This window comes from Chitinophaga sp. RAB17 (assembly GCF_052114225.1).
Taxonomy (GTDB): domain Bacteria; phylum Bacteroidota; class Bacteroidia; order Chitinophagales; family Chitinophagaceae; genus Chitinophaga.
In genome coordinates, this window is the sequence record NZ_JBFREI010000013.1 from 36,983 (window position 1) to 60,722 (window position 23,740).

The 23,740-nt window shown below is 46.2% G+C and carries 17 protein-coding genes; 4 read left to right on the plus strand and 13 right to left on the minus strand.

Going from position 1 to position 23,740, the window contains the following annotated elements:
- Positions 1-7: 7 nt before the first annotated feature.
- The 11 genes from AB4Z08_RS30160 to AB4Z08_RS30210 form a co-directional block, all read right to left on the minus strand.
- The gene (locus AB4Z08_RS30160) at positions 8-3,343 is read right to left on the minus strand and encodes a TonB-dependent receptor (protein WP_441577509.1); all 3,336 of its coding nucleotides are present in this window, start codon (positions 3,341-3,343) and stop codon (positions 8-10) included.
- 39 nt (positions 3,344-3,382) lie between these two features.
- On the minus strand, positions 3,383-4,363 hold the full coding sequence (locus AB4Z08_RS30165; protein ID WP_441577510.1) for a FecR family protein: 981 nt from the start codon (positions 4,361-4,363) through the stop codon (positions 3,383-3,385).
- Positions 4,364-4,498: 135 nt separating this feature from the next.
- A complete protein-coding gene (locus AB4Z08_RS30170; protein ID WP_441577511.1) occupies positions 4,499-5,833 on the minus strand; it encodes a RagB/SusD family nutrient uptake outer membrane protein in 1,335 nt (444 codons plus the stop codon).
- Positions 5,834-5,847: 14 nt separating this feature from the next.
- Positions 5,848-9,219: a SusC/RagA family TonB-linked outer membrane protein gene (locus AB4Z08_RS30175; protein WP_441577512.1), complete on the minus strand. Its 3,372-nt coding sequence runs from the start codon at positions 9,217-9,219 to the stop codon at positions 5,848-5,850.
- A 14-nt stretch (positions 9,220-9,233) separates the two neighbouring features.
- Positions 9,234-11,861, minus strand: a complete 2,628-nt coding sequence (locus tag AB4Z08_RS30180; protein ID WP_441577513.1) for a zinc-dependent metalloprotease — start codon at positions 11,859-11,861, stop codon at positions 9,234-9,236.
- Between the two features lie 479 nt (positions 11,862-12,340).
- Positions 12,341-12,931, minus strand: coding sequence for an RNA polymerase sigma factor (locus AB4Z08_RS30185; RefSeq protein ID WP_441577514.1), 591 nt, complete (start codon positions 12,929-12,931; stop codon positions 12,341-12,343).
- Between the two features lie 73 nt (positions 12,932-13,004).
- On the minus strand, positions 13,005-13,874 hold the full coding sequence (locus AB4Z08_RS30190; RefSeq protein ID WP_441577515.1) for an alpha/beta fold hydrolase: 870 nt from the start codon (positions 13,872-13,874) through the stop codon (positions 13,005-13,007).
- Positions 13,875-13,912: 38 nt separating this feature from the next.
- The gene (locus tag AB4Z08_RS30195; RefSeq protein ID WP_441577516.1) at positions 13,913-14,503 is read right to left on the minus strand and encodes a TetR/AcrR family transcriptional regulator; all 591 of its coding nucleotides are present in this window, start codon (positions 14,501-14,503) and stop codon (positions 13,913-13,915) included.
- A gap of 51 nt (positions 14,504-14,554) precedes the next feature.
- The gene (locus AB4Z08_RS30200) at positions 14,555-15,259 is read right to left on the minus strand and encodes a LytR/AlgR family response regulator transcription factor (protein WP_441577517.1); all 705 of its coding nucleotides are present in this window, start codon (positions 15,257-15,259) and stop codon (positions 14,555-14,557) included.
- Positions 15,260-15,291: 32 nt separating this feature from the next.
- Positions 15,292-16,479 (minus strand): DUF4407 domain-containing protein, encoded by a 1,188-nt coding sequence (locus AB4Z08_RS30205; RefSeq protein WP_441577518.1) that lies wholly within the window; start codon positions 16,477-16,479, stop codon positions 15,292-15,294.
- 4 nt (positions 16,480-16,483) lie between these two features.
- Positions 16,484-17,995 carry a sensor histidine kinase gene (locus AB4Z08_RS30210; protein WP_441577519.1) on the minus strand — a complete coding sequence of 504 codons (1,512 nt, stop codon included), beginning with the start codon at positions 17,993-17,995 and terminating at the stop codon, positions 16,484-16,486.
- Positions 17,996-18,133: 138 nt separating this feature from the next.
- Here AB4Z08_RS30210 and AB4Z08_RS30215 point away from each other — a divergent pair, with 138 nt between their 5' ends.
- From AB4Z08_RS30215 to AB4Z08_RS30225, 3 genes are read left to right on the plus strand one after another with little or no spacing between them, the layout of a single operon-like run.
- Positions 18,134-18,544 carry a Dabb family protein gene (locus AB4Z08_RS30215; RefSeq protein WP_441577520.1) on the plus strand — a complete coding sequence of 137 codons (411 nt, stop codon included), beginning with the start codon at positions 18,134-18,136 and terminating at the stop codon, positions 18,542-18,544.
- A gap of 9 nt (positions 18,545-18,553) precedes the next feature.
- Positions 18,554-19,042, plus strand: a complete 489-nt coding sequence (locus AB4Z08_RS30220; protein ID WP_441577521.1) for a DinB family protein — start codon at positions 18,554-18,556, stop codon at positions 19,040-19,042.
- 9 nt (positions 19,043-19,051) lie between these two features.
- Complete coding sequence (locus AB4Z08_RS30225) at positions 19,052-20,983, plus strand: gamma-glutamyltransferase family protein (protein ID WP_441577522.1); 1,932 nt, start codon at positions 19,052-19,054, stop codon at positions 20,981-20,983.
- 121 nt (positions 20,984-21,104) lie between these two features.
- Here AB4Z08_RS30225 and AB4Z08_RS30230 read toward each other — a convergent pair whose 3' ends face one another.
- Positions 21,105-21,818: a hypothetical protein gene (locus AB4Z08_RS30230; RefSeq protein ID WP_441577523.1), complete on the minus strand. Its 714-nt coding sequence runs from the start codon at positions 21,816-21,818 to the stop codon at positions 21,105-21,107.
- A gap of 135 nt (positions 21,819-21,953) precedes the next feature.
- On the opposite strand from AB4Z08_RS30230, the gene AB4Z08_RS30235 reads away from it, so the two are divergent.
- Complete coding sequence (locus AB4Z08_RS30235) at positions 21,954-23,027, plus strand: saccharopine dehydrogenase family protein (protein ID WP_441577524.1); 1,074 nt, start codon at positions 21,954-21,956, stop codon at positions 23,025-23,027.
- A gap of 47 nt (positions 23,028-23,074) precedes the next feature.
- Here AB4Z08_RS30235 and AB4Z08_RS30240 read toward each other — a convergent pair whose 3' ends face one another.
- Complete coding sequence (locus tag AB4Z08_RS30240) at positions 23,075-23,722, minus strand: hypothetical protein (protein ID WP_441577525.1); 648 nt, start codon at positions 23,720-23,722, stop codon at positions 23,075-23,077.
- Between the last annotated feature and the right edge of the window lie 18 nt (positions 23,723-23,740).

Below are 23,740 nucleotides of genomic sequence, written 5' to 3' on the forward strand. Positions count from 1 at the left end.
TTTTCGTTTACAGATTAACGTTAATACCTGCGGTAAATGAACGGGTCAGCGGATAGATATTGGAATCATAGCCTTGCGCAAAATTACCGGCACCGGCAGGATTCACTTCCGGATCCAGTCCTTTATACGGCGTTAAAGTAAGCAGGTTACTACCGGTCAGGAATACACGAATATTATTGATCCGAACGCGGTTCAGCACAGGTGTATTAAAGAGGTAGGCGATCTGTAAATTTTTCAGTTTAAAGAAGCCGGCTTTTTCAATGAAGAAATCAGAGTCACGTCCGTTCTGATTGGGATCACCCGCGACCAGGCGAGGTAAATTTGCCCCCTTGTTGGATTCAGACCAGGAGTCCGTTAAAATTTCCCTTGCATAGTTACTGGTATTGCTGGCAAATAACACCATGTCTTTACGACCTTTATTATACAGGGAATTACCAATGCTGAAATTGAAGAAAGCCGTGATTTCCCATTTGCCGATCCGCACAATGTTATTCCATCCGCCGTAGAAATCAGGCTCTGATTTTCCGATGATACCACGATCCTCATCTGTGATGCGGCCATCACCGTTTACATCCACAAATTTAAGATCGCCGGGAGCGGTTTTGGATGCCTGGTAAAAACCGTCCGGGGCGGTTTTGTTGAGGGCATCAATTTCTGCCTGTGACTGGAAGATACCGGCTGTTTTAAATCCTTCCATATACCCCATGCTCCGTCCTTCTACCAGTACACCGTTGAGGTCGAAGCCACCATTCAATTTTTCTACGCGGCTACGTATACGCGTGATGTTTACATCGGTGATGTAGCTGAAATTTTTATGGCGGATTACATCACTTCCGATCTGTACTTCCACGCCACGGTTGGAGAAGTCTCCTACGTTGTAATATTGTTGTGCCGCACCTGTTTCCATGGTAATACTGCGATAGAGAATCATATCACGGGTATACTTTCTAAAGTACCCGATGGTACCTCTTAGTTTTGCTTTAAACATGGAGAAGTCAACAGCGGCATCCAGCTGATTGGTAGACTCCCAGCGGATATCAGGATTGGGAACGTCATTAACGATCATCCCATTTTTCCTGTTGTAGAAACTGCCGGAAGTAAACAAAGTAGTATACTGGAAATCCGAGAAGTTGGCACTACCGGTTTTACCTATGGATACGCGCAGTTTCATGTCTTCCAGCCAGGAAGCAGATTTCATAAAACCAGCTTCCGTTAAACGATAGGCCAGTGCTGCAGATGGGAAGAATGCCCAGCGGTTGCCCGGAGAAAATTTAGTGGATTCATCTGCACGACCAGTAAAGGTGAAATAATATTTACCTGCAAAATTATAATTGGCACGCAGGAAATAAGATTGCAATCCGCTGATCGTACCACCACTGCTCCAGGTATTGAGGATGCTGGCGCCACCTAAGTGGTTCAGTGATTCATCATCGGAAAAGTTATTGGATTTGATAGTGGCAAAATCACTTTTGCTTTGCTGAAATGACATCCCGGCTACCGTATTCAGGTTATGCTGGCCAAAGCTCTTCAGGTAAGAGAGGGTGTTATCAAAAATGCGGGAAGTGCTGTTGTTGGAATAATCTTCCCTGGAGCCGGTCCGGTTGTTCCTGATTTCAAACACATCAGAAGAAGGGGTATAGTTCAGCATATCTCCCTTTACAATATTATAGGAGAGATCTGAGCGCCATCTTAGTCCTTTCACGATTTCAATTTCACCAAAAAATGACATCATCATATTCTGGCTTCTGTTACGGTTTGTGCGGGCTAATTGTGCCAGTGGATTGGCCTGGGAACTATCCGGTGTTGCGCCATATCTACCCAGACTATCATAGGCCGGAATATCAGGGCGGTAACGGATAATAGTATAATACCCGGTACCGGTAGTGCTTTCCATCATGGAATAGTTCATGTTGGTACCGAGGCGTAAACGATCAAACAGGGTCGTTTCCAGGCGGCTTCTCAGGTTATAGCGTTTAAAGCCACTGTTTTTGATGACACCAGCCTGGTCGGTTACGCTACCGGAAACAGAGTACAGTGTATTACCATTGTTGGAACCTCCGTTGATGTTCAGGTATACATTATTGGTCATTGCGGTACGGGTAACCAGTCGCTGCCAGTCGGTGCTGGTGCCGGGATACAATACGGAATCTTTGGGGGTAGGTTTACCACCATTTTTATAGGCAGTTTGTACTGTTTCCAGGTAGTCCGCACCATTCAGCATATGATACCTTTTAGCAAAATTATCGGCAGAAGCGGTGTAGCCAACGGAGATATCTGCTTTGGGACCGGAGCGTCCACGTTTGGTGGTAATGATCACTACACCGTTTGCTGCGCGGGAGCCATAGATGGCCGCAGCAGAGGCATCTTTCAGGATGTCCATGCTTTCAATATCTTCCGGGTTGATGCTGGCCAGTGGTGATATTTGTCTGTATACATTATCAGCATATTGCTTATTACCCTGGCCATTGCCTACTTCCACAGGCACACCGTCAATCACATACAGGGGTTCATTGTTACCATAGGCAGAAGTACCTCCACGGATGCGGATATTGGCTACTGCACCGGGTGCACCGGTAGACTTCACCGCATTCACACCAGCGGTGCGTCCGGCCAGTGCCGCATCGAAAGAGGTGGTGTTCATTTTTTTCATATCATCCGTCTTGATGGATGATACGGAACCAGTGAGGTCTTTTTTATTCACCTGTCCGTAGCCTACCACTACTACGCTACCAAGTGTTCTGGCATCTTCTGCCAGTTGTACGTCCATCGTTTCGCCGGTGATCACCAGTTCGCGGGACAGCATACCCACGGCGGAGAATACCAGTATATTTTTGTCGGCGGGTACCTTAATAGTGAACGCTCCTTTTTCATTGGTGGCGGTACCACGGGAAGTACCTTTTACCAGCACAGAAGCGCCGGGTACAGGGCCTTTTTCCTTGACACTGTTAACCGTACCCGAAATGGTGCGCATGGCCGCATGTGCTGTATTTTCCGCTTTCAGGAAAATAACAATGCCGTCGTTCATGCTGCGGTATTGCAGGTCGGTATTTTTCAGCAGCTGATCCAGGATCTCTGTGATGCCTGCGTTTTTGAAGTCAAGTGTATTAACAGAATACTTTTTTACATCGCTTTCATTATAAGAGATGTTGATAGCGCTTTTCGTCTGCAGTTTCTTCAGGCAGGAAGCAATTGTTTCGTAGCTGAAAGCAATGGTTGTTTGCTTTTGCAGGTACGACTGTGCATAGGTACGCAGCTGTGTGGCCGAGCATAACAGCCCGCAGAGCAGCATTACTTTCACCCATTTTTTTTGATAGATGTTGGTTGGTAAAAATCCATTGTTCATAAATAGTTGGTATTTAGTATGAATGGTAAGGCGCTATTATCAGCACGGCTTGCCGCTGATAATTATTTTCCCGTTGTTGATGGTATAGGTGATCTTATCTATTATTTTTAAAAGATCCAGTACTTTAGTCACAGGTTCTTTATCGTTAAAATGCAGGCTGTTGATACATTGCTTCATTTTATTATTCGTGAATACCACTTCATAGCCGTAGATATTTTCCAGTTTTACCGCCAGTTCTTCCAGGCTTACGTTAGTGAGATAGATATCGCCGTTGCGCCAGCTGTTGGAGCGGGCGGCATTCACCAGCTGGGTAGAGAAAGAAGCTTTACTGCTGTTATATACTATTTCCTGACCGGCGCCCAGGATTACATTACACTGATGCTCATCCAGCACCTGTACATTACCGGAAGCCACGGTTACTTTTTCCTGTGTCAGTTTCGTATAGGCGGCTACATTAAAAGAGGTGCCCAATACTTTTACGGCCAGGCTTTTTGTTTTAACAATAAAAGGGTGTGCAGCATCTTTGGCCACTTCAAAAAACACTTCTCCGTTGCGGACATTGAATTGGCGTTGTTGTACAAAATCGGGGTTGTACTGCAGACTGGAGCCGCTGTTGAGCCATACTACCGAACTATCCGGCAGCACCATTTTGAGTCGTTTTCCGGGCGGGCATTGGAGTGATACCCAGGCAACCGGTTTGGGTGCAGGCTGTTCAGGAGACAGGAATTTTAATCCTATTAATAATAGCACCGCTGCGGCAGCCGGCCATGCGAAGCGCTGCCAGCGCGGGATATGCTTTATGATAGCTGCCGGTGGTGGAGTAGCTGATTGTCCGTATATAGCTGACAGTTGCTGCCAGGAATGTTGCTTCAAAACGGCCTGTTCTTCCGTTGACGGCATTTCCGCCGGCATGGTTTCCAGGCTCTGGTACCATTGCTGTAAAAACAATTCCTCTTCCTCGCTGAGGCCCTCCTGCAGCTGCTTTTGCAATAAAAAACGGATATACCGGTAGTTGAGCATAGTGGGTGGTTGATGAATTAAGTACAGGGAGTAACCTCCATCGTACCAGTGCTGGTAAAAAAATATTTTTCGGTAGAAAGTAAAATGCCGCGGGGTTTCCCCCACGGCATTTTAAAACAGGATGCAAAAACAACCTTATTCGTTTAATAACGGGTTGTTCGCGACGGCATCCATAGGAATACGTATCGTATAGCGGGGATCGCCGGCTTTCAGGGTATATGTTTTCCCTTTGAGCGTATGAACGATTTCCGGTTGTTTAGTTCTGCGGAGGTCAAACCAGCGGTGTCCTTCGAAGGACAGCTCACGGAATCTTTCATCGTATATTTCCTGCAGGAGTGCATTGCCGGATAGCGTAGCCAGGCGGATCTGCTCTGTTGCATGAAATACCGGTGTATGACGACGCTGTGTTAACTGATTGATGTAGTTACGGGCAACATCCGGCTGATTCAGCTGTGCTGCTGCTTCAGCGGCGATGAGGTACATTTCCGCGGTGCGGAAAGATTGCCTGTAGCTGTTACTGTTAACGACTTTAGCAACGGTATTTTTTCCTTTACTATCTTTTCCGTAAAATATTTTCGGGCGTAAATCGCCGGTAGTATTGTATAAGGAAAAGAGTTTATCTGATACGTAGGCGGTTTGTATTGTTATCACATTAAAATTTTGCTCGTACGCCTGTATCGTTTCAATGGAATTGTACAAAGTAGGCAATGCATTGCTGTTGTTGAAGTCTACCAGTGTGCTCTTTTTTTCCAGCGCGGCTTTGGCAGCATTGAGCGCTTTGTCCCACTGATGCGTATATAAATATACACGTGCCGCCATGGCCCAGGCAGCTGTTTTGCTAAACCTGTAAGATTGTGACACCTCAAAATCATCCACATTTACCAGCGCCAATCCTTGTTCCAGATCTGCCAATATCTGTGTATATACTTCCTTTACCGTATTACGACGGGCTACTTTCTCCATGTCTACTTCCGTAATCAATGGAACTGCTTTATCAGTAGCAGCGGTAGTTTCATTATACGCATTACCAAACAGATTTACCAGGTTAAAATAGGTATAAGCACGCATCAGATGAGCTTCTCCGATCAGCTGATCTTTCTGTGCCTGGCTACCTCCTGTGGCAGCAGGTGCTGCTTCAATGATATGGTTGGCGTAGAAAATCTTCTGGTACTTAGTTTGCCAATTGTAAGTCTGACCTTTAGTGGGACCATTTTCATCCCACAAAAAGTTGTTACTGATAACATCCACATCCCGGCTGCGGGTTTCATTGACGGTGATTTCATCACCGCGGTAGGAAGATAATCCTTTATCCAGCTCAGCTAACAGGTAGGCTGCATCCAGCTCTTTTTTAAAGTCCGCCACTGTTGTGGGGATCACCGAACCTACAGGTACAATATCCAGGTACTTTTTACAGGATGACATTGCAGCCATCGTTAATACCAGCCCGGTGGCATATATTATTTTACGCATCTTGCTTCCGTATTTTAGAATGAGGCATTAAGGCCGATAGTGAATGTTTTAGGAATAGGTTGTGCATAGATATTCCCCATAGTTTCCGGATCCAGGTAGCCATCGTAGTTTTTAGCAAACACGAATGGGTTCCGGGCTTCCGCAGTAATCTTCAGTCCTTTCATCCGGATTTTGTTGCCTACTGCTTCCGGCAGGCGATAGCCCAGCGTGATATTACGCACCCTTACATAGCCACCATCTCTGATCCATAAACCGAGGGCATTGTATTGGTACATCTTGTCTTCCAGCCAATGTCCCAGCAACTTCAGCTCAGGATCAGTGGCGGCCGTGTTGCCAAATAACGCCGGGTATTTACCATTTGGATTTGCTACGGTCCAGCGGTCCAGGATAGCAGTACTGCTGTTGGTGCCACGGTTATAGGTACTTGGACTATAAGGAGCCGGCACCTTTACTTTCTGTCCGAGGTTAAACATTAACCCGATGGACAGGTCAAATCTTTTATATGTAAAGTTGTTATTCAAACCACCTGTGTACAGTGGTTCGCTGGTACCCATATTGGTGAATAAATTGCGGATCTGATCGTTGGTAAGATTGCTGTAAGGGAATAAACCTCCCAGCTCCGGATCACCTGCAAAATCGTCCTGTAACTGCATCAGTTCCGACAGTGATTCTGTTTTACCCTTATAGTTCACCATGATCATACCATGCTCATTCAATCCTGCATATGGGAGTCCCCAGATAGTACCAACAGCACTACCTTCCCTGGAAGGGTAATCGGAGTTGTCCGGGAGCGATTCACGCAGAATAGTATTCTTGTTATAGGAGAAATTGAAATCGGTAGACCAACGGAAGTCCTTGCGGGTAATATTACGGGTGCTGATACTTGCTTCTATTCCACTGTTGCGCATTTCTGCCCAGTTTACATTCATGGTCATGAAGCCCGTTTCCTGTGGTAATGCCCGCGCATTGATCAGGTCTTTACCATGACGATCATAATAATCTACTGTTACATTTACCCTGTTCTTCAGCACCGCAAAATCAATCCCAATATTTTTGTTAACGGTTTTCTCCCATCTCAGCTTGGCATTGGGTGGATTCTGCACCTGGATGATCTGCAATGGATCACCGGGGAGAATCGGTACATTGATATATTTACCCACTACAAACGGAGATGTGTTTTTGTCGATATTTCCCTGCAAACCATAGGAAGCGCGAACATTCAACATATCGAGGAAACGTACATTCTTCATAAATGGTTCTTCCATCACACGCCATAATCCACTTACAGACCATAACGGGAGATATTTGTATTTTGGATCAACCCCAAACAGGTCGGAGCCATCAAAGCGGATACTACCGCCCAGGATATAACGGTTGTTGTACGTATAACTACCAGTACCAAAGAATGATACGAAGGCATTTTCCACATACAGATTCTTGTCTCTGTACAGGATACTAACTTCATTATCATTCATGTATTTTGGCGGTAACGTAGTCAATGTTTGTGGATCATAACCATAACCCACTTTGCTAACCATTTTATCTTTTATCCTTCTCACTTCATTACCACCCATCACATTGAATTCATGCTTTTTATTCACTGTAAAACTATACTCAGCGAGTGTTTTCAGCGTATACTGCTGCATGCTTTGCTGTCCGTTATTGATGATACCTCCTTTGGGTAAGAAGGTTGATTTTTTACCGGTTGCCGGATCAAAGCGTACTGCCTGATCCGCTTGTTGTCTTACAAAATAGGTATTCTCCAGTGCTATCTGTTCCGTAGCAGTATTCTCTGTCTGTATACCCAGCTGGGAGCTGATATGCAGGCGGGGAATCACTTCGTAATCCAGCTTAAAATTGGTATTGATGGCCTGGGTTTTCACGTTATTGGAAGTATTTGCGCGTTCTTCCAGTACATTAAAATCAAGGATATTATCATCTCCCACAATATTTTTGTCGTACACATAATTTCCATCTTTATCGGTCACCTGTGTGTATGGATTGGCCAGCCTGGAATAATTCACTGGGTTGGTGTTACCGGAACGGTTGGTCAGATAGGAATTTTGTGAGCGCTGATTTGCGAAGATGCCTGCAGAGAACTTTAATTTATCTGTCAGGTCGTAATCTGTTTTCAGCGTGATGTTATAACGTTGTGCACCTGTACCAATGGTTACGCCTTTTTCATCGTAATAACCACCACTGAAATAGTAGGAAGCTCTTTCGCCACCACCGGAAGCACCTACACTGTGTTCCTGTGTGAAAGCACTACGAAATATCTGGTCTTTCCAATTGGTATTAATTCCTCTCAGTGCATTTATTTCATTGCGGGCATTCGCATTAATGCCATCAAATCCCTTAGCAGTGAGATCTTCCGGTGTTACACCATATTTGCTTAAAATACGGGATACCTCACCATTGTCTGGCCGGTACGTAAAATCGGAGGTAAAAAGGTCCAGTTCCAGGTTTACCTTCTGGTCGCTGTTCATCAGGTTCAGACGATCCAGATCCGGCTTTTGCGTGAAGGTAAAATTGTTACGGTAGTTTACAGATACGCGTTCATTTCTCTTACCTGATTTAGTAGTAATCACGATCACGCCATTTGCGGCACGGGCGCCGTAAATAGCAGTAGCTGCTGCATCTTTCAGCACGGTGATGCTCTCAATATCCCCCGGGCTGTAACCTGCAATAGAAGAGGTATACAGCTGATCGATGGCTTTGGCATCTTCCAGTTTAGGTAAATTAGTTCCCTCTACCGGTAACCCGTCAATCACCCACAATGGGTCCTGGGTACCTTGTAATGAAGAAGTACCACGGATACGAATCTTAGCAGCCTGCCCGGGAGCACCGGAAAGGCTGGTGATAGCCACACCGGACAACTGTCCCTGCAGCATTTGCTCTACGCTCATCACACCACCGATCTCTATTTTATCCATGCTGATTTTATCAACCGCACCGGTAGACCTGTTTTTCCGGATATTCTGATAACCGGTAAAAACAAATTCATTCAGATTTTTACCGGAAGTAGCTAACGTAATATGGTAGTTATTACTGCCGGTAATGGATACCAACCGTGTTTCATACCCCATATAATTCACCGTCAGTTGTTTCACTTTCAGGGAATCCGGGAGGTTTAGGGAAAACTCCCCTTTCTCGTTGGTAATAGCACCAATGCTGATATTTTCTATGATGTTATCGGTACCGGTAGTAGTACCAATAGTTTTGTTGCTGGCATAAATGGAAACGCCTATGAGGGCTTCTCCGGAAACAGCATCCACTACTTTACCCTTAATAATACGCGGGCTGTTTTGCGCCTGCGCCCACCATGGGGAAAGACAGACTGCCAGAAACAGGCATAGTGTCTTTAGTAAAATTGAACCTTTTTTCATGTAGCGATAGGTGATTATTTATTATTTAAAGCCTGGTTGATACGAATAATAAGATCATTGTAATGATCAGCGGTGGCCCTGTCTGCGTTATTCTTTTTGCTATTGAGCAATTGCAGCAGGCGGCTCAGTTCTCCGCGTTTTGCACTTACCGCATCGGATACACGATTAACGGCGAAGTACATCATATTACGGGAGGCACGTTCTTCCTTCAGCGGTGGCTGAGAGGAGAAGGTGCAGAAATTTTCCATTGCTGCCGGCAGATCCTCCGCTTGTAATTTCTTCACGTCAGTGCGAACCACAGATTTGTCGATGCTTACAATCAGCGCATCCACAAAGCCTTTCTGGCTGTTACGTTCGTAGATGTCGAGTGCTTGTCCGCGTAAAGTTTTGGCGAAGATACCCTGGTGCATATCGCTCATCAGGTCTGACACGGTATAAGCTGTTTTACCGTTGGCCGCTTCATTTTCGAGCATGCGGGATAAGCGTTCATCACGGAGCAGATCATAATACACATATGACTGCAGGCTCTTGGCATATACCAGTGCGCCATATTCTATGTTACCAATAGGACTTTCCTTAATAGGATAGCTTTTGGTATAGATATCATTTCTGAATAACCATGCGGGTGTGTTAAAGACTTCTGCTACCAGGTAATGCACGGCAGCCTGTTGCTTTTTCTTTTCCACATGTTCGTAGGTATTTTGCTGCTGACCATATACAGTAGGTGTAATGTAGATACCGCCTACATTAGCCAGTACGTGATAGGCGTATTGATTCCACTGGCCGATAGCGCTGTTCAGCATTTTGCCGGCTTCATCGTAGTTGTCTCCTTCTTCACGGGTCCAGCTTAAAATCTGAGGTACAATGCGTTTCAGGTTCTGCAGGCCGTATTGGCTTGCTTTCACCGCATCGTTGCCAAGGTCTTCTATCTGTGAGCGCGGATCGATGGCGTCGCGGATGTCCTGTTGTTCGCCGAATGCGTACATGCGGTCATTTTCGTGTGCCCGTAACTGCTTGTTGAGTGCTGCTAATTCTTCGTGCGGCGTTTTGCTGCCGGTATACTGATAGGCCCAGCCGATAGCGAATTTATCGTATACGCCAATGGCCGGTGTGATTTGCGTAACGTTATCGCCGGGTTGTGCTACGTAGTTAAAGCGGGCATAATCCATGATAGAGGGTGCGGTACCACCCATGCGTGCGGTGAATGCAGGAGAGCGCAGGGAGTCTACCTCAAAAGCGTAGGAGCTGCCCATGTTATGTTGCAGGCCGAGGGTATGTCCTACCTCATGGCTGGAAACGAATCGGATGGCGTGTCCCATCAGCGAATCGCTGAAGTGGTTGCTGCGGGCGCGGGGATCGATGGCGCCGGTTTGGATACGCACCCAGGAATGCAGGGTGCTCATTACGTTGTGCCACCAGATGATGTCTGCTTCCAGGATTTCACCGGAGCGGGGATCTATCACTGAGGGGCCCATGGCATTGGCTTTGGCAGAAGCGGCATATGTTACCACAGAATAGCGGGCATCGTCTGCATCAAAGTCCGGATCATTTACAGGTGCATCTTTGGCGATGATGGCATTTTTGAAACCGGCGGCCTCAAAAGCTTTCTGCCAGTCTTCAATCCCTGCTTTGATGTAGGGGCGCCATTTTGCCGGTGTGCTGGCATCTATGTAATAGATAATGGGCTTCAGGGGTTCTACCAGTTCACCGTTCCGATAGCGTTGTAAGTCTTCCGGTTTAGGTTCCAGGCGCCAACGGGTGATCAGTTCCCGTTCTTCCAGTTTATGTTGTTCATCACTGAAATACCAGCGGGGCGTAGTAAAGAGCCCTACTCTCCTGTCTGCGAAGCGGGGCGTCATAGGATGCTCGCTTAACAGTACCAGGTTGGTAGTGGTTTCTATGGATACTTCTACACCGGTAATTTTTGCCGTGAGTTCTGATTTGGCAACGATGTTATCTTCAAATGTTTTGATGGCACGGATGCGGGAAAGGTCTTTGATAGGAGAACTACCCATTCCGATGGCGTCAAACACGTTGTTGATGCTATTATTAGAGCCATCAAATATTTTCGACACATTTACCACAAAGGCGGTGGTATCTGCATTATAGGTTTCTATTTTAAAGTATTCTATCACCGAAGGGATAAAGTTATCCGCCACAGATTGTGCAATCGCGTTGTTGGCAGGAACTTCCAGGAAAGGGTTTTGTTTACGCAGGAAGATTTTATTGAGCATGGTATCTCTCTCAAAGGAGATGACCATGTTGGCATAGTTCATTCCTTTGTTAACGCCGGCATCATTGAGTTGTTCCGGTACTTTGGAGAGTTTATTTACGACGAGGATTTGTCTGCCTAACAGTTTCAGGGGAATTTCGAAGAAGTACTCGTTTTTTACGCGGTGTACTTTAAACAGTCCATCTTTAGAAACGGCATCGGCGGTAATCACCTCTTTGTAAGGTTTCAGACCTTTGGTATCGGGTTTCTTTTTAGTGGCAGTATCTGCTGCTGCCACGGGTGCTTTTTTACCAAACAGCCAGCTGCCTTTTTTCTTTGACTGGGCCGAAGCTTCCAGAGAAAAAAGACATTGTGCCGAAAGGGCTACACATGGGAGTAACCATAACAGTTTCCTGTAACTTGCGTGCATAGTTGGAGCGTTATTGTGATGTATACTAAATACTACATACGGGGCAACAATTAACCGGACACGTTGCTGGTATAAAAGAGGGCATCCGTTTGCGGGAAGTAACCGCATAGGAATCCTACAGGGGAATGACCCCAACAGTTAAGCCCAGCAAGGGCCGGGCTACAAAGGACAATGTGTGCTATCTAAGAGATCGTGCAGGTTTAAATAAATACAGACACAGGCAAAATCTTCACAAGCAATTTTGTTTCCGCGTGTTTAACATTTTTTTAACCACGGGATGCAAAGCTATTGAAAACTATTTACAGAAAAATATGTAATAAGGCTTTTTTAAATAAAAGTGATAGACGGTAACATCCCAAGAGGCCACTGACCGATATTTCAGGTAATAATATTTTTTGAACCAGGTATAACGGCAACGCATATACTTTATGATAGTTTTAATTCGCAGCCCATACTTTCCTTTATTTATGACAAAAAATTTACTTACCAGTGAGAATTGAAATGATGATCACCAGCAGTGTAGGATCTACTTTACGGCGAAGGTGTTCGCGCATTTTTTCCGTAGCGCGGTGTAGCTGATTTTTCACGGTTTGTACAGACAGGGAAAGGTGTTCGGCTATTTCGGCCGGCGATAATTGTTCTTCTCTGTTTAGCAGAAATATTTCCTGCATACGTGGTGGTAACTGTGCGATGGCGTCATTGACAATGTATTGCAGTTCCTTGAGGGTCAGTTGCTGTGCCGCATTATTGTGGGCGAAAGTGGCCTGCCATTGTGTTTCCACAATGTATCGCAGTTTTACTTCGTTGCGGGCATATAAGTTAAAGATGCGGTTGCGGAGTATTACCTGCAGGTAGGGCAACAAGGATTCCCGTGGCTGTAACTGCGTACGCTGATCCCACACGGTTACAAACACCTCCTGTACTATATCACGGGCTTCCTCAGCATCCTGCAGTCTTTTAAAGGCGATATTAAAGAGCGGATCCCAATACCTCTGGTATATGAGCCGGAACGCCTCTAAAGGTTGCGAATGCACCAGAACAACCAGTTCTTTGTCTGTCATACCATGCATATCACCAGCGAATTAACGGGAAGCGTGCAAGATATGATAAACCGGCCGGATTTTTAATTTTATTTATCTTGTGCTAGGCCGCCAGGAAGGTGAGTATCCCTGCCAGCACTGCCTCATGGCGCATAATCCGGAAGTGACCATCGCCGGTGATCCGGAGCGACTGTATGGCCGGATACAGCTGCAGATAATCATCTATCTCTGTGGATTTAGCGAGGGTATCGGTGGTATCATAAGCAATCCATATGCTGCCGGCTTTGATGCCATTGATATAGCGGTGCAGGTCCATTTCGGAGAGATCTTCCCGCAGGCGCTGACGGATCAGCGTCATCAGTTTAGGCATCACCACCGGGTGAATGCGGAACAGCCGCAACGCTTCATCGAAAAATACGGGAGCACTCAATGCAGCACCCAGGAGTACCAGTTTAGGTACACTTACGTCTTTGCGGGAAAGCGTGAGTGCGGCATTCAATGCACCAAAGGAATGACCTACAATGGCGTGCAGCTCCCCTTCCTGTTTCATCACCTGTTCCAGTACGTGCATCCACTGCACCAGGTTGGTACGTTTGCCACCGGAGTGACCGTGTGCCGGTGCATCGTAGGTGACTACCTGGTAGCCATTGGCCAGCAATGCCGTGATGAGTTGTTTAAAATGGAAAGGACTACCTCCCCAGCCATGCAGCAATAGTACTTTGGGACCGGTATTTCCCCAGCGATAGGTGGTGATTTGCAAAGGGGTGTCGTCAAAAGGATAGCTGCTGACCCGCAGTGGCTGACGTATGGCCTCATCCCGCAGCTGTTCATGGGTAGCCCGTAGTTTTCCTGCCGGTGGCGTGCAGTATAAACGGTAAAATAACCTGGCAGTTACGCCCGGAAAAGGACGGCTCATCATGGAGAGCATGGTACCTGCCATCCGCAGTGATAATGGTAAAACCTGGTGTTGCATATTTTAGACCGATTGGTTTATTTTTAACAATAAAAAAATCAAAGCATATGTTGTTTCATTTCTTCCCTTAAAGCGTCCAGTATTACCAGCATTTGTTTATTATGCCCCAGCACACTACTCACCAGGATAGCTCCTTCCAGCATCGTAAACATGCGGACGGCGAACTGCTTTTCGTCCCAGTCCGGTTTAAACTCTCCGTTATCCTTCCCGTACTGCACCATTTTTGCAATACGCGACTCATAGTATAAAATGAGTTCACTCACTTTCTTTTTCAGACCGGGATTGGTATCATCTGCTTCCACACCGAAATTGAGCATAGGACAGCCGCCTGCCACCCGCTGGTTTTTCGGGAACGTGGCATAGTACTCGAAGAGGGCTTCAAATTTTCCAACCGATGTGCTGGCGGTGGCGGTAATTTTCATTAGTTGCTGCCGTTCCGCTTCCGCGATGTAGTCAAATACTTCCATCACAATTTCCTCTTTAGAGGTAAAATTGCCATACACGCCGCCTTTAGCCAGCCTGGTTGCTTTCAGAATATCACTGATAGAAGTACCCGCCACCCCTTTTCTATTGAAAATAGGCGCTGCTTGTTCAATGATAAATTGTCTCGTTCTTTCTGCTTTTCCCATGGCATTACCAAATTAGACCAATTGGTCCAATCCAGCAAAAAAAAGTTGGTTTTACAGGTTCAGGATACGTTCGATTGCCGGCGCATAGGCAGCACCAATAGGAATAGGAATGTTTTTGATGTAGAGAGAATTCCGGTCGGCCCGCTCAATTTTATTATTGGCCACAATATAGGAGCGATGCACCCGTGTAAAAGAAGCAATGGGTAACAGGTCAACAGCTTCCTGCATAGATAAACGGGAAATCAGTTTGCGGTCGGTAAGAATAAAATTGACATAATTACCGGCACTTTCCAGGTAAAGGATATCATCCAGTACAATACGGAATTGTTCATACCCGCTTTTCACAAAAATATAATCCGGCTGGTCTTTGTTTACCGGCGTACCGTTTTGTTGTTTCAGCTGCAACAGGTTATTGGCTTTATTGCAGGCCTTCATAAAACGTATGAGGGAAAAGGGTTTCAGCAGGTAGTCGATCGCATCCAGCTCAAAACTTTTCACCGCATGTTCCGAATAGGCGGTGGTAAAAACGGTCATTGGTGGATAGGGCAGACTGGACAAAAAGTCCAGTCCTGAAATATCCGGCATTTTGATATCGAGAAAAAGCAGGTCTACTTTTTCTTTGCTCAAAAAATCGATGGCATCAAAAGCATTGGTAAAAAAACCTTTCATTTCCAGAAAGGGCACCATGGCGGCATGATTTTTAATAACAGCCAGCGCCACCGGTTCATCATCTATAGCAATAGCAGTCAGCTTCATATGGCTATTTTACGTATTAGCAAGATAGGGATTTACATAATTTTCCCGAGTAACAATTTTTTAGCCTGTTGCCAGAGATGCTGGTACTGGCTATGTTCCCGGTTACGCCATTCTTTTACCAGGGCTTCGGCCTGTTCTTTCCGGATGTCCCGGGTCGCTTCAAACAGGTGATCTACCGTTTCCTTATCGGCCTGCAGTGCAGCAGCCTGATAGTGTTCCTGTAGTTCCTTCCCGGCTTCCGTTTCCAGTTGCGCGGACGCCACTCCCTGCGCAGTAACGGCAGCCAGCTTCTCATCATATTCTCCTTTGGGCATCAGGATTTTGCTGAGCAGGGGCATTATTTCAATGAGGGTGATGATAAATACGATTAACCGGTAACGTTGTTTTACCGGCGGATGTGTTTCTGTCAGTTCATGCAGCGCTTCAATCTGCGCCAGGAACCCATTGGTCAGTGTACTCAGATAAACCGTTTCTTTAAGGCTATCCACACTGTGCATCTTCGCTATCTGCGCCTGCAGTTGTTGCTGTTGCGGCTCCCAGGCCCGCTGCAATGTTTGCAGTTCTTCTTCTGATTTGAGGTAGGCCGACTTCTTCACCCGGGCAATATCCGACTCTCCTATTCTGCCGGAGCCGCCGGTGCCATCTGTTTCTTTGATATAGCCGTCTTTGTATACTTTCAGTTCTGCGGCTTTCTGTGCCAATTGTGCCTTGCCCTGGTCGATGGATTGCTGCAAAGTAGCCAGCTGTCCGGCGTTGAGCTTCACCAGTTGTTCCCGGTAAGCATCGAGCTTGGTTTGTTTACTCAGTTCCAGCTGTGCATCAATGTCTTTCTTAAATAACATTAATACAACAGGTTGTGATATAAACAAACCTATAGTAACGGCAAGGACTAAACGAAAAATAACCGGCATTACTTTAATGCTGCCATTGGTGCGCGACATGGCAGCAATAAGCGTACGGTCAATGGACAAAATAGCGAAGCCGAAAAACAGGGCCAGCCCGGCTACTACCATGTCATCATTCACGATAGTAGAAAAGAAATACCCCCAGGCCAGGGTAGCAAACATCCAGGTAACGAGTACTGATATTCCAATGATACGATATCTTTCTTTTTCCGTTCTGCAATCCTTTAATATATCCGCATCCGCAGCGGCCAGCCACCATAAAAAGCGGGTCATGCCATCCGGCGCGGGTGCGGTGATTTCTTCTTCTTTCTTCATCTTCTTATTTATTAACATCGATGGTAAGGTGGATAAAAAATTCCGTAGCGGTTTGACGGATACTTAATTCATGTAGTTGTGGATATAATAACGCTAATCTTTCTTTTACATTGTTCAAACCTATTCCCATTCCTTCACGTTCCGGATCATTTTCCGGACGGGGGTGCACACTATTATACACATCAAAGAAAATTTGTTCTGCGGTACAGCTCAGGGAAATCACGATACGGGAGCGGTGCCTTAAACTAATCCCGTGTTTAAACGCATTTTCCACAAAGGGGATCAGCAACATCGGCGCTATTTCATGCTGGCACTGACTTTCATCTATATTTACTTCTATTAAAATATCAGGAGATGATAATACGCGCAGCCGTTGCAAAGCAATATAGTTCTGTAAATAGGCGACTTCCTTATCCAGTGGTATCTTTTCCTGGTGATTGTCATGCAGCATAAAGCGCATCATATCGCCCAGTTTCTGAATACCTTCGCTGGTACGGGCAGCCTCTTCCTGCAATGCAGTACCATACAGCGTATTGAGGGCATTGAATAAAAAGTGCGGATTGATCTGGGAGCGTAAAAAGTCCAGGTCAGCAGCAGAACGGCCCAGGGCCTTTTTGAGGGTAACCACTGTTTGCTGGTGCTTTTTGCGGGACCGGGACAAAAACCAGCAAAGCGGCGTTACCAGCATCACCGATATCCACACACCAATTAACCCAATGGCTGCAAACCATTGTCCATCCCGGTGACCCAGCGCCCTGGTTATTAAAGCCATCAGCACGTTACAACCGATAATGGCAATGGCAATATCCCTTATCAGCAGCGTTTTGTTATGGTGCATTTCCATAAAAGCGGGAAACACGCGGTAACGCAAAATGAAAAAGACCGCAATCTGGGAGGGACCAAAGAAGAGTATCATCAGTGCCATATCCCTGGAATCGCCGAAAGACAGGCAGAACAGTACCACAAATAAGCTGCTGGCCCAGAAGATCTCCGTCATCATCTGCCGGAAGGCCATATCCGTATTGAACCGGGTATACAGCATCTCATAAAATGCCTTTTTGAGAAAATAGTATACCACATACGTGAGTGAAGAAAAAACCGTGGTAATAAAGGCTGACTTCACAAAATGCATATGCGCCCCCCTTACGGTATCATATACCCCAAACAGGTAACCATTGTAATAAGAGTTACACACGATGGCGATTAGGAAATACAATACCACCAAAGGCAATAGCAGCAACACCCCTCCTATCCAGCGCTCCTTCTCCAGAAATTCCGGGACGATGACAAAATTCACCAGCAGAAAAGACACATAGGTCATAGCCATCTGCCCCATTATAGGCAACAAAAAATGGATGTAGTAGTCGAACACCTGGTGATACCTGACGAACTTCGTTCCATAGATATCCTGCAGCTCAAAAACGTTGTATATCAGGCTGGGGTACAACACTGAAAACAAGAGCAACAAAAAAATACCGGTGACGATACCGAATTCAATTTTCCGAAATTGATTCATAAGGGAGCAATATTTACAGCAATATTAGGAATTGCAGCTTTGCACCTGCGCAAAATGGGATGAAAGTACCTGAATACGGTATGAAAGCTATAATAAATCACAGATCTTTATTATTTTCAACGCCTCAACAGGCCAATTATGAGCACTTCAAACAGACGTACATTTTTAGGAACCGCAGCAGCGCTGGCCGCAGGTACGGCAGCTGCAGCAGCAATACCCGCTACAAATATGGAAAAAAAATACCCGATCGTACATCACGTATTCTTCTGGCTGAAGAACCCGGACTCTATTGAAGACCGTGATAAGCTGATAGCCGGTGTAAAAACCCTGGTCAAAATCGAAACCGTGCGTGACCTGCGTGTAGGCGTGGTAGCGAGTACTGAAAAACGTGAAGTAGTGGATACCAGCTGGGCTGTATCTGAACTTATCTTTTTCAGTGACCTCGCCGGACAGGCTACCTACCAGGACCATCCTGTCCACCTGGAGTTTATCAAAAACTGCAGTCACCTGTGGGAGAAAGTAGTAGTATATGATGCAGTAGCAGTATAAACAATCACTATGGCCACTGAATACTGGATGAGCGGGCCGGTAGATAATATACCGGCATTACTCCAACCCGTAGCCCACGCATTGTTGCAGGCTAACCTGGAAGTGAATGATTTAATGCAGGATTTCCCGGAAGCGCGATTGTGGGAAAGACCAGCCGATGTAGCCTCTCCGGGCTTTCACCTGCAACATATCAGCGGTGTACTCGATCGGTTGCTGACTTACGCCCGCGCGGAATCGCTCTCACAGGAGCAGCTGACTTACCTCAGCGAGGAAGGGAAGCCTGGTAAACGTTTACAGGAATTACTGGATCTTTTCAATACGCAAACACACAAAGCGCTGATGCAATTATCTGTTACACCCGAAGATACCCTCACTGATTTCCGGGGTGTAGGCAGAAAACAACTGCCGAGTACCGTACTCGGCTTATTATTTCATGCAGCAGAGCATACGATGCGACATACCGGACAGCTGCTGGTGACGGTGAAAATAATGCTTTAAATTAGCCCAATGAAACGCTTACTTTTTCTCGCACTGGTTTCCGGTATTTTCTCCGGGATACAGGCCCAGCAAACACAGAAACCGCCTTTGCATGGTAAAAACTGGATGGCCGTTACCGGCAAACCATTGGCTGCCACCGCCGGCGCCATGATCTTCCAGAAAAACGGTAACGCCGTTGATGCCGCCTGCGCAATGCTGGCTGCTACCTGCACTATGTGGGATGTATTAAGCTGGGGCGGTGAAACACAAGCCCTCATCTATAATCCTAAAACCGGGAAAGTTATTGCCATCAACGCCCTGGGCGTAGCGCCTACCGGCGCCACCCCTGCTTTTTATAAAGGCAAAGGCTATGATTTTCCACCTGAATACGGTCCACTCGCTGCTGTAACTCCCGGAACCGCCGGAGGACTTTGTTACATGCTGGCGGAATACGGTACCCTCAGTTTAAAGGAAGTGCTGGCACCCGCCATGGAAATGGCTGCCGGCTATCCGATAGAAGCACAAACCGCCAACAGTATAGAACGCGGTAAAAAATATATTAAAGAATGGCCTTACAGTAAAGCCGTTTTCCTCACCCATCCCGGTGAAAAAAGAGAAGCACCTGAAGCGGGTGAAATTTTTGTGCAAAAAGACCTGCTCGCCACGCTCACTAAAATGGTAGAAGCAGAACAGGCGGCACTACGCAATCACAAAAGCCGCAAAGAAGCCATCATGGCAGCCTATGACCGTTTCTACAAAGGTGATATTGCCAAAGAATTTGTACGCGGCTGCCAGGAACAGGGCGGCTTGATTACCATGGAAGACCTGGCAAAATGGAAACCGGTAGAAGAAGAACCTCTGCATGTAAACTATAAAGGCATAGAAGTATATAAACTCCAGGAATGGACACAGGGTCCGATGTTGCTRCAAAGCCTCAATATCCTGGAAAACTTTGACCTGAAAGCCATGGGATATAATTCTACCAGCTATATCCATACGCTTTATCAAACGATGAACCTCACCTTTGCTGATCGTGATTTTTATTATGGTGATCCGGCTTTTAACACGCATCCGGCCATTAAAGGATTGTTGAGTAAAGACTATGCAAAGGCGAGAGCCAAACAAATTAATCTTACGCAAAACGATGCTGCTGCGGGTCCTGGTGACCCTTATCCTTATATGGGTAAAACCAATCCCTACCTGCATTTCCTGCAGGAACGCCAGCAGCTCACTGATACAACCAGCGGACGTAAGCCAGGTGGTTTTGTACCTAAACATGACGCCACTACGTTTTTGCCAGCTGCTGATCTGAATCATTTATACGCTGATAACACTACCGACAGCGCTTATATGGACCGGCTCTGGAGAGGTACTACCAGCGTGGAAGCTGCCGACAAAGACGGATGGGTAGTATCTATTACACCCAGCGGTGGCTGGCTGCCCGCCTGCATTGCCGGTAAAACCGGTGTAGGGATGAGTCAGCGGGCACAAAGTTTTGTACTGGATTCCGCCATTTGCCCTTTCAATGTGATTGCGCCGGGTAAACGACCAAGGGTGACCCTCACACCTTCTATGGCATTAAAAGAAGGAAAACCTTTTCTTTGCTTTGGCGTGCAGGGTGGTGATACCCAGGATCAGAACCTGTTACAGTTTTTCCTGAACGTAGTAGAATTTGGGATGACGGTACAACAGGCCACAGAAGCCGCCAACATTAATACCAACCAGTTGTGGTTATCACTTGGTGGCACTACAATAAAAGACAGGGAACCCCGTCCGGGAAGTATCCTTCTCAATAATAATACAACGGAAAAAACGCGTAACGCCCTGGAGCAGATGGGTTATCATCTCAGCTTCGGAGATCGTACCAGCGGGCCGGTAAATGCGATTTATATAGATCGGGTACATGGCAGCTTATGGGGCGGCAGCAGTAATCACGGAGAAGATTACGGAATAGGGTGGTAATAGTGAAAGAATTACGAATTACGAATTATGAATTACGAATTACGGATTTGTGGGTAGATCATAGCGATTGATCTTCTCACAAATCCGTAATTCGTAATTCATAATTCGTAATTCTCTTTTCTTATGGTTGATCTCTGCTCCATACTTCATGAATAGGTGCTCCTTTGGAACTGAGACCGCTATGATCCCAGTCTTTACCGGTTACTTTCCCTTTAAAGGAAAGCACGGCGCCTACCCGTGAACTATCGCGGGAGAAGAATTCTATTTTTTCTGTGTAAGTACCATTTTCAAAAGTATAGGTACCACCACCCGAGCCAAAAAACTCACCTGAGTCGAGATTGATGGCTATCCATTGAAAGCGGGTGCCTGTCAGAATTTTAAATGTTTGTCTGGGGCCGTTGGGAATGGGATTCATTTTTCCTTCGTTTTCCCGTGCGGTGATCTGCCAGTTGCCGGCCAGCGCGCCGGTGCCATCATCCAACCGGGTCCACTCCTGTTTGCCACCGCCGGCAGTGCCGGTTACGAGGTGTTCATTTTCCATTCCTACTGGTATATCTGCACTTTTTCCGGCCTGTGAAGGATTGGCTGTATTATAATAAACTGTCACCGTCACCAGGTTTCCGCCCGCAGTGCCGGCATCTTTCCAGGTGCCGCCATAACTGGCAACAAAATTTTTTGCGCCGTAGTCGGTCACGGTAAACCAGGTAGGTGTAATCAGTAATACACTGGTGACTTCACCGGATACAGATTTCCAGGCCCCTACTGCCGGGCTTTGTGCTTTCACAATACCAACGAAAGAAAGGAATAACGTGAAAAATATCAGGAGTCTTTTCATAACATAGGTTTTTGTCTATAAGATAATGTATCAACAGGAGAAAGGAAAGCTTTTTCCTGCCGCCTGCGCATGAAAATTAGCAGTTATTTCTTTAGGATCAGTGCGTTTGCATCGCGTTTCTTCGTACTTTCCAGCATGCAACAAAATTCTTTCCTGCTCTATGGCGCTAATGGATATACTGGTGAATTGATTGCCAGATATGCTGCTCAGTATCAACTTCAGCCTGTTCTTGCAGGTAGAAATGAAGCTGCGTTGCGTGCACTGGCATCCCGTCTGCAGTTACCCTACAAGGTAATTTCGCTGGAAGATACTGCTGCATTAGTGCAGGCATTGAAAGAAGTAAAATTTGTGATCCATGCTGCCGGACCGTTTCACTTAACGGCGCAACCCATGGTAGAAGCCTGTATACAGGCAGGTGCGCATTACCTGGATATCAACGGAGACATTACTGTTTTTGAAATGCTGCAACAATACGATCAGGCGGCTAAAAACGCGGGGATTATGGTTTTACCTGGTGCTGGCTTTGATGTGGTGCCTACAGACTGCATAGCAGTATTATTAAAAACATTATTACCCGATGCCAGTGACCTGAAACTTGCCTTTGCTACCACCGGTGGTGGTGTATCTCACGGCACAGCAATGTCCATGGCGTATAAATTAGGCGAAGGTGGTGCCGTGAGAAGAGCAGGACGGATCGTGCGTACGGCGCTTGGTCATCATGGGCGGTGGATAGACTTTGGGCCTAAAAAACTTTTCACCATGAGTATTCCCTGGGGAGATGTGGCCACCGCGTACGTCAGTACCGGTATTCCCAATATTACCGCTTACACCGGGATCCCGTTAAATATATATCGTTTACTGAAATTGCAGGGTTTATTTAACTGGTTGTTACGCACAACCATTGTCCGGAATTTTATTAAAAAGAAAATCGGTCAACGGCCTTCCGGTCCTACAGATGAAATGCGCAGCAGCGCTTACAGCCTGGTATGGGGGGAGGTATACAACACTGCCGGCAGAAAAGCCACTGTGAGATTAAAGAGTCCGGATGGATACACGCTCACGATGTACAGCTGTTTGCTGATGGCACAAAAAATCTGCAACGGTGAGTGGAAGGTGGGATATCAAACACCCGGCACTGCCTACGGTGCGGAGTTTGTAATGGAAATACCGGGTGTAGAACGGGAAATTATGATGGCAAATCATGCTTAATTACCGGGATTATGCCCATACACAAGCGCTGTTGTATCATAGATCATCTACCGGTAAAAGTTATCATGAAATTTTCGCGCCTGCTCCAGAGAAAAGCAATCAGTGATTAAACTATCCAATGTATGAATTGCTGTGCTCACGCCATTCAACTGAAAATCAGCAGGAGGCTCTTTCCAGGAAATATTTTTCAATGAACTGATGAACGCTTTTTTCTGTGAAGGATGGAATGGGGTGTTCTTCCAAGGCTGCTGCAACTCATATTCAGCATAGGCCTCAATCCGCCAGTACATATGTCCGAAATAGGTTCCTCCAAGTGCCTTAAAGGCTTCAAGACTATTCACTGCACGCATGATCTTTATAAGTCGGATTCTTGCTTCCTGCAACGGTGCAATTCCATTTTGCTGACGAAGGAAATAGGCGTAAAAACGGTAAAATTCGTCCTGTCCGGCTTCTGAGGAAAATCGTGATGAAGCAAAAGTACTGCTATCGGGAGGAGGATAAACGGATAATCCGAATGCCGGTTGTTCTTTAAGCAGGGTATCCAGGTATCCGGCAGTTACAAATATGGTGTCGTTTGCATCTGGTTCATAGATCACAGGTGCAATTGCTACTAAAGATTCCCGGGGTACCGGCTGCCGAGATACCTGCGCCTGGCAACCGAAGATGAATAGGAGACAACAAATGTATCTTGTCATAAGTAAGTTAAAGATACT

Coding starts and splice junctions, on each gene's coding strand:
- AB4Z08_RS30160 (WP_441577509.1), bottom strand. CDS start 3,343: ATGAACAATGGATTTTTACCAACCAACATCTATCAAAAAAAATGGGTG.
- AB4Z08_RS30165 (WP_441577510.1), bottom strand. CDS start 4,363: ATGCTCAACTACCGGTATATCCGTTTTTTATTGCAAAAGCAGCTGCAG.
- AB4Z08_RS30170 (WP_441577511.1), bottom strand. CDS start 5,833: ATGCGTAAAATAATATATGCCACCGGGCTGGTATTAACGATGGCTGCA.
- AB4Z08_RS30175 (WP_441577512.1), bottom strand. CDS start 9,219: ATGAAAAAAGGTTCAATTTTACTAAAGACACTATGCCTGTTTCTGGCA.
- AB4Z08_RS30180 (WP_441577513.1), bottom strand. CDS start 11,861: ATGCACGCAAGTTACAGGAAACTGTTATGGTTACTCCCATGTGTAGCC.
- AB4Z08_RS30185 (WP_441577514.1), bottom strand. CDS start 12,931: ATGCATGGTATGACAGACAAAGAACTGGTTGTTCTGGTGCATTCGCAA.
- AB4Z08_RS30190 (WP_441577515.1), bottom strand. CDS start 13,874: ATGCAACACCAGGTTTTACCATTATCACTGCGGATGGCAGGTACCATG.
- AB4Z08_RS30195 (WP_441577516.1), bottom strand. CDS start 14,503: ATGGGAAAAGCAGAAAGAACGAGACAATTTATCATTGAACAAGCAGCG.
- AB4Z08_RS30200 (WP_441577517.1), bottom strand. CDS start 15,259: ATGAAGCTGACTGCTATTGCTATAGATGATGAACCGGTGGCGCTGGCT.
- AB4Z08_RS30205 (WP_441577518.1), bottom strand. CDS start 16,479: ATGAAGAAAGAAGAAGAAATCACCGCACCCGCGCCGGATGGCATGACC.
- AB4Z08_RS30210 (WP_441577519.1), bottom strand. CDS start 17,995: ATGAATCAATTTCGGAAAATTGAATTCGGTATCGTCACCGGTATTTTT.
- AB4Z08_RS30215 (WP_441577520.1), top strand. CDS start 18,134: ATGAGCACTTCAAACAGACGTACATTTTTAGGAACCGCAGCAGCGCTG.
- AB4Z08_RS30220 (WP_441577521.1), top strand. CDS start 18,554: ATGGCCACTGAATACTGGATGAGCGGGCCGGTAGATAATATACCGGCA.
- AB4Z08_RS30230 (WP_441577523.1), bottom strand. CDS start 21,818: ATGAAAAGACTCCTGATATTTTTCACGTTATTCCTTTCTTTCGTTGGT.
- AB4Z08_RS30235 (WP_441577524.1), top strand. CDS start 21,954: ATGCAACAAAATTCTTTCCTGCTCTATGGCGCTAATGGATATACTGGT.
- AB4Z08_RS30240 (WP_441577525.1), bottom strand. CDS start 23,722: ATGACAAGATACATTTGTTGTCTCCTATTCATCTTCGGTTGCCAGGCG.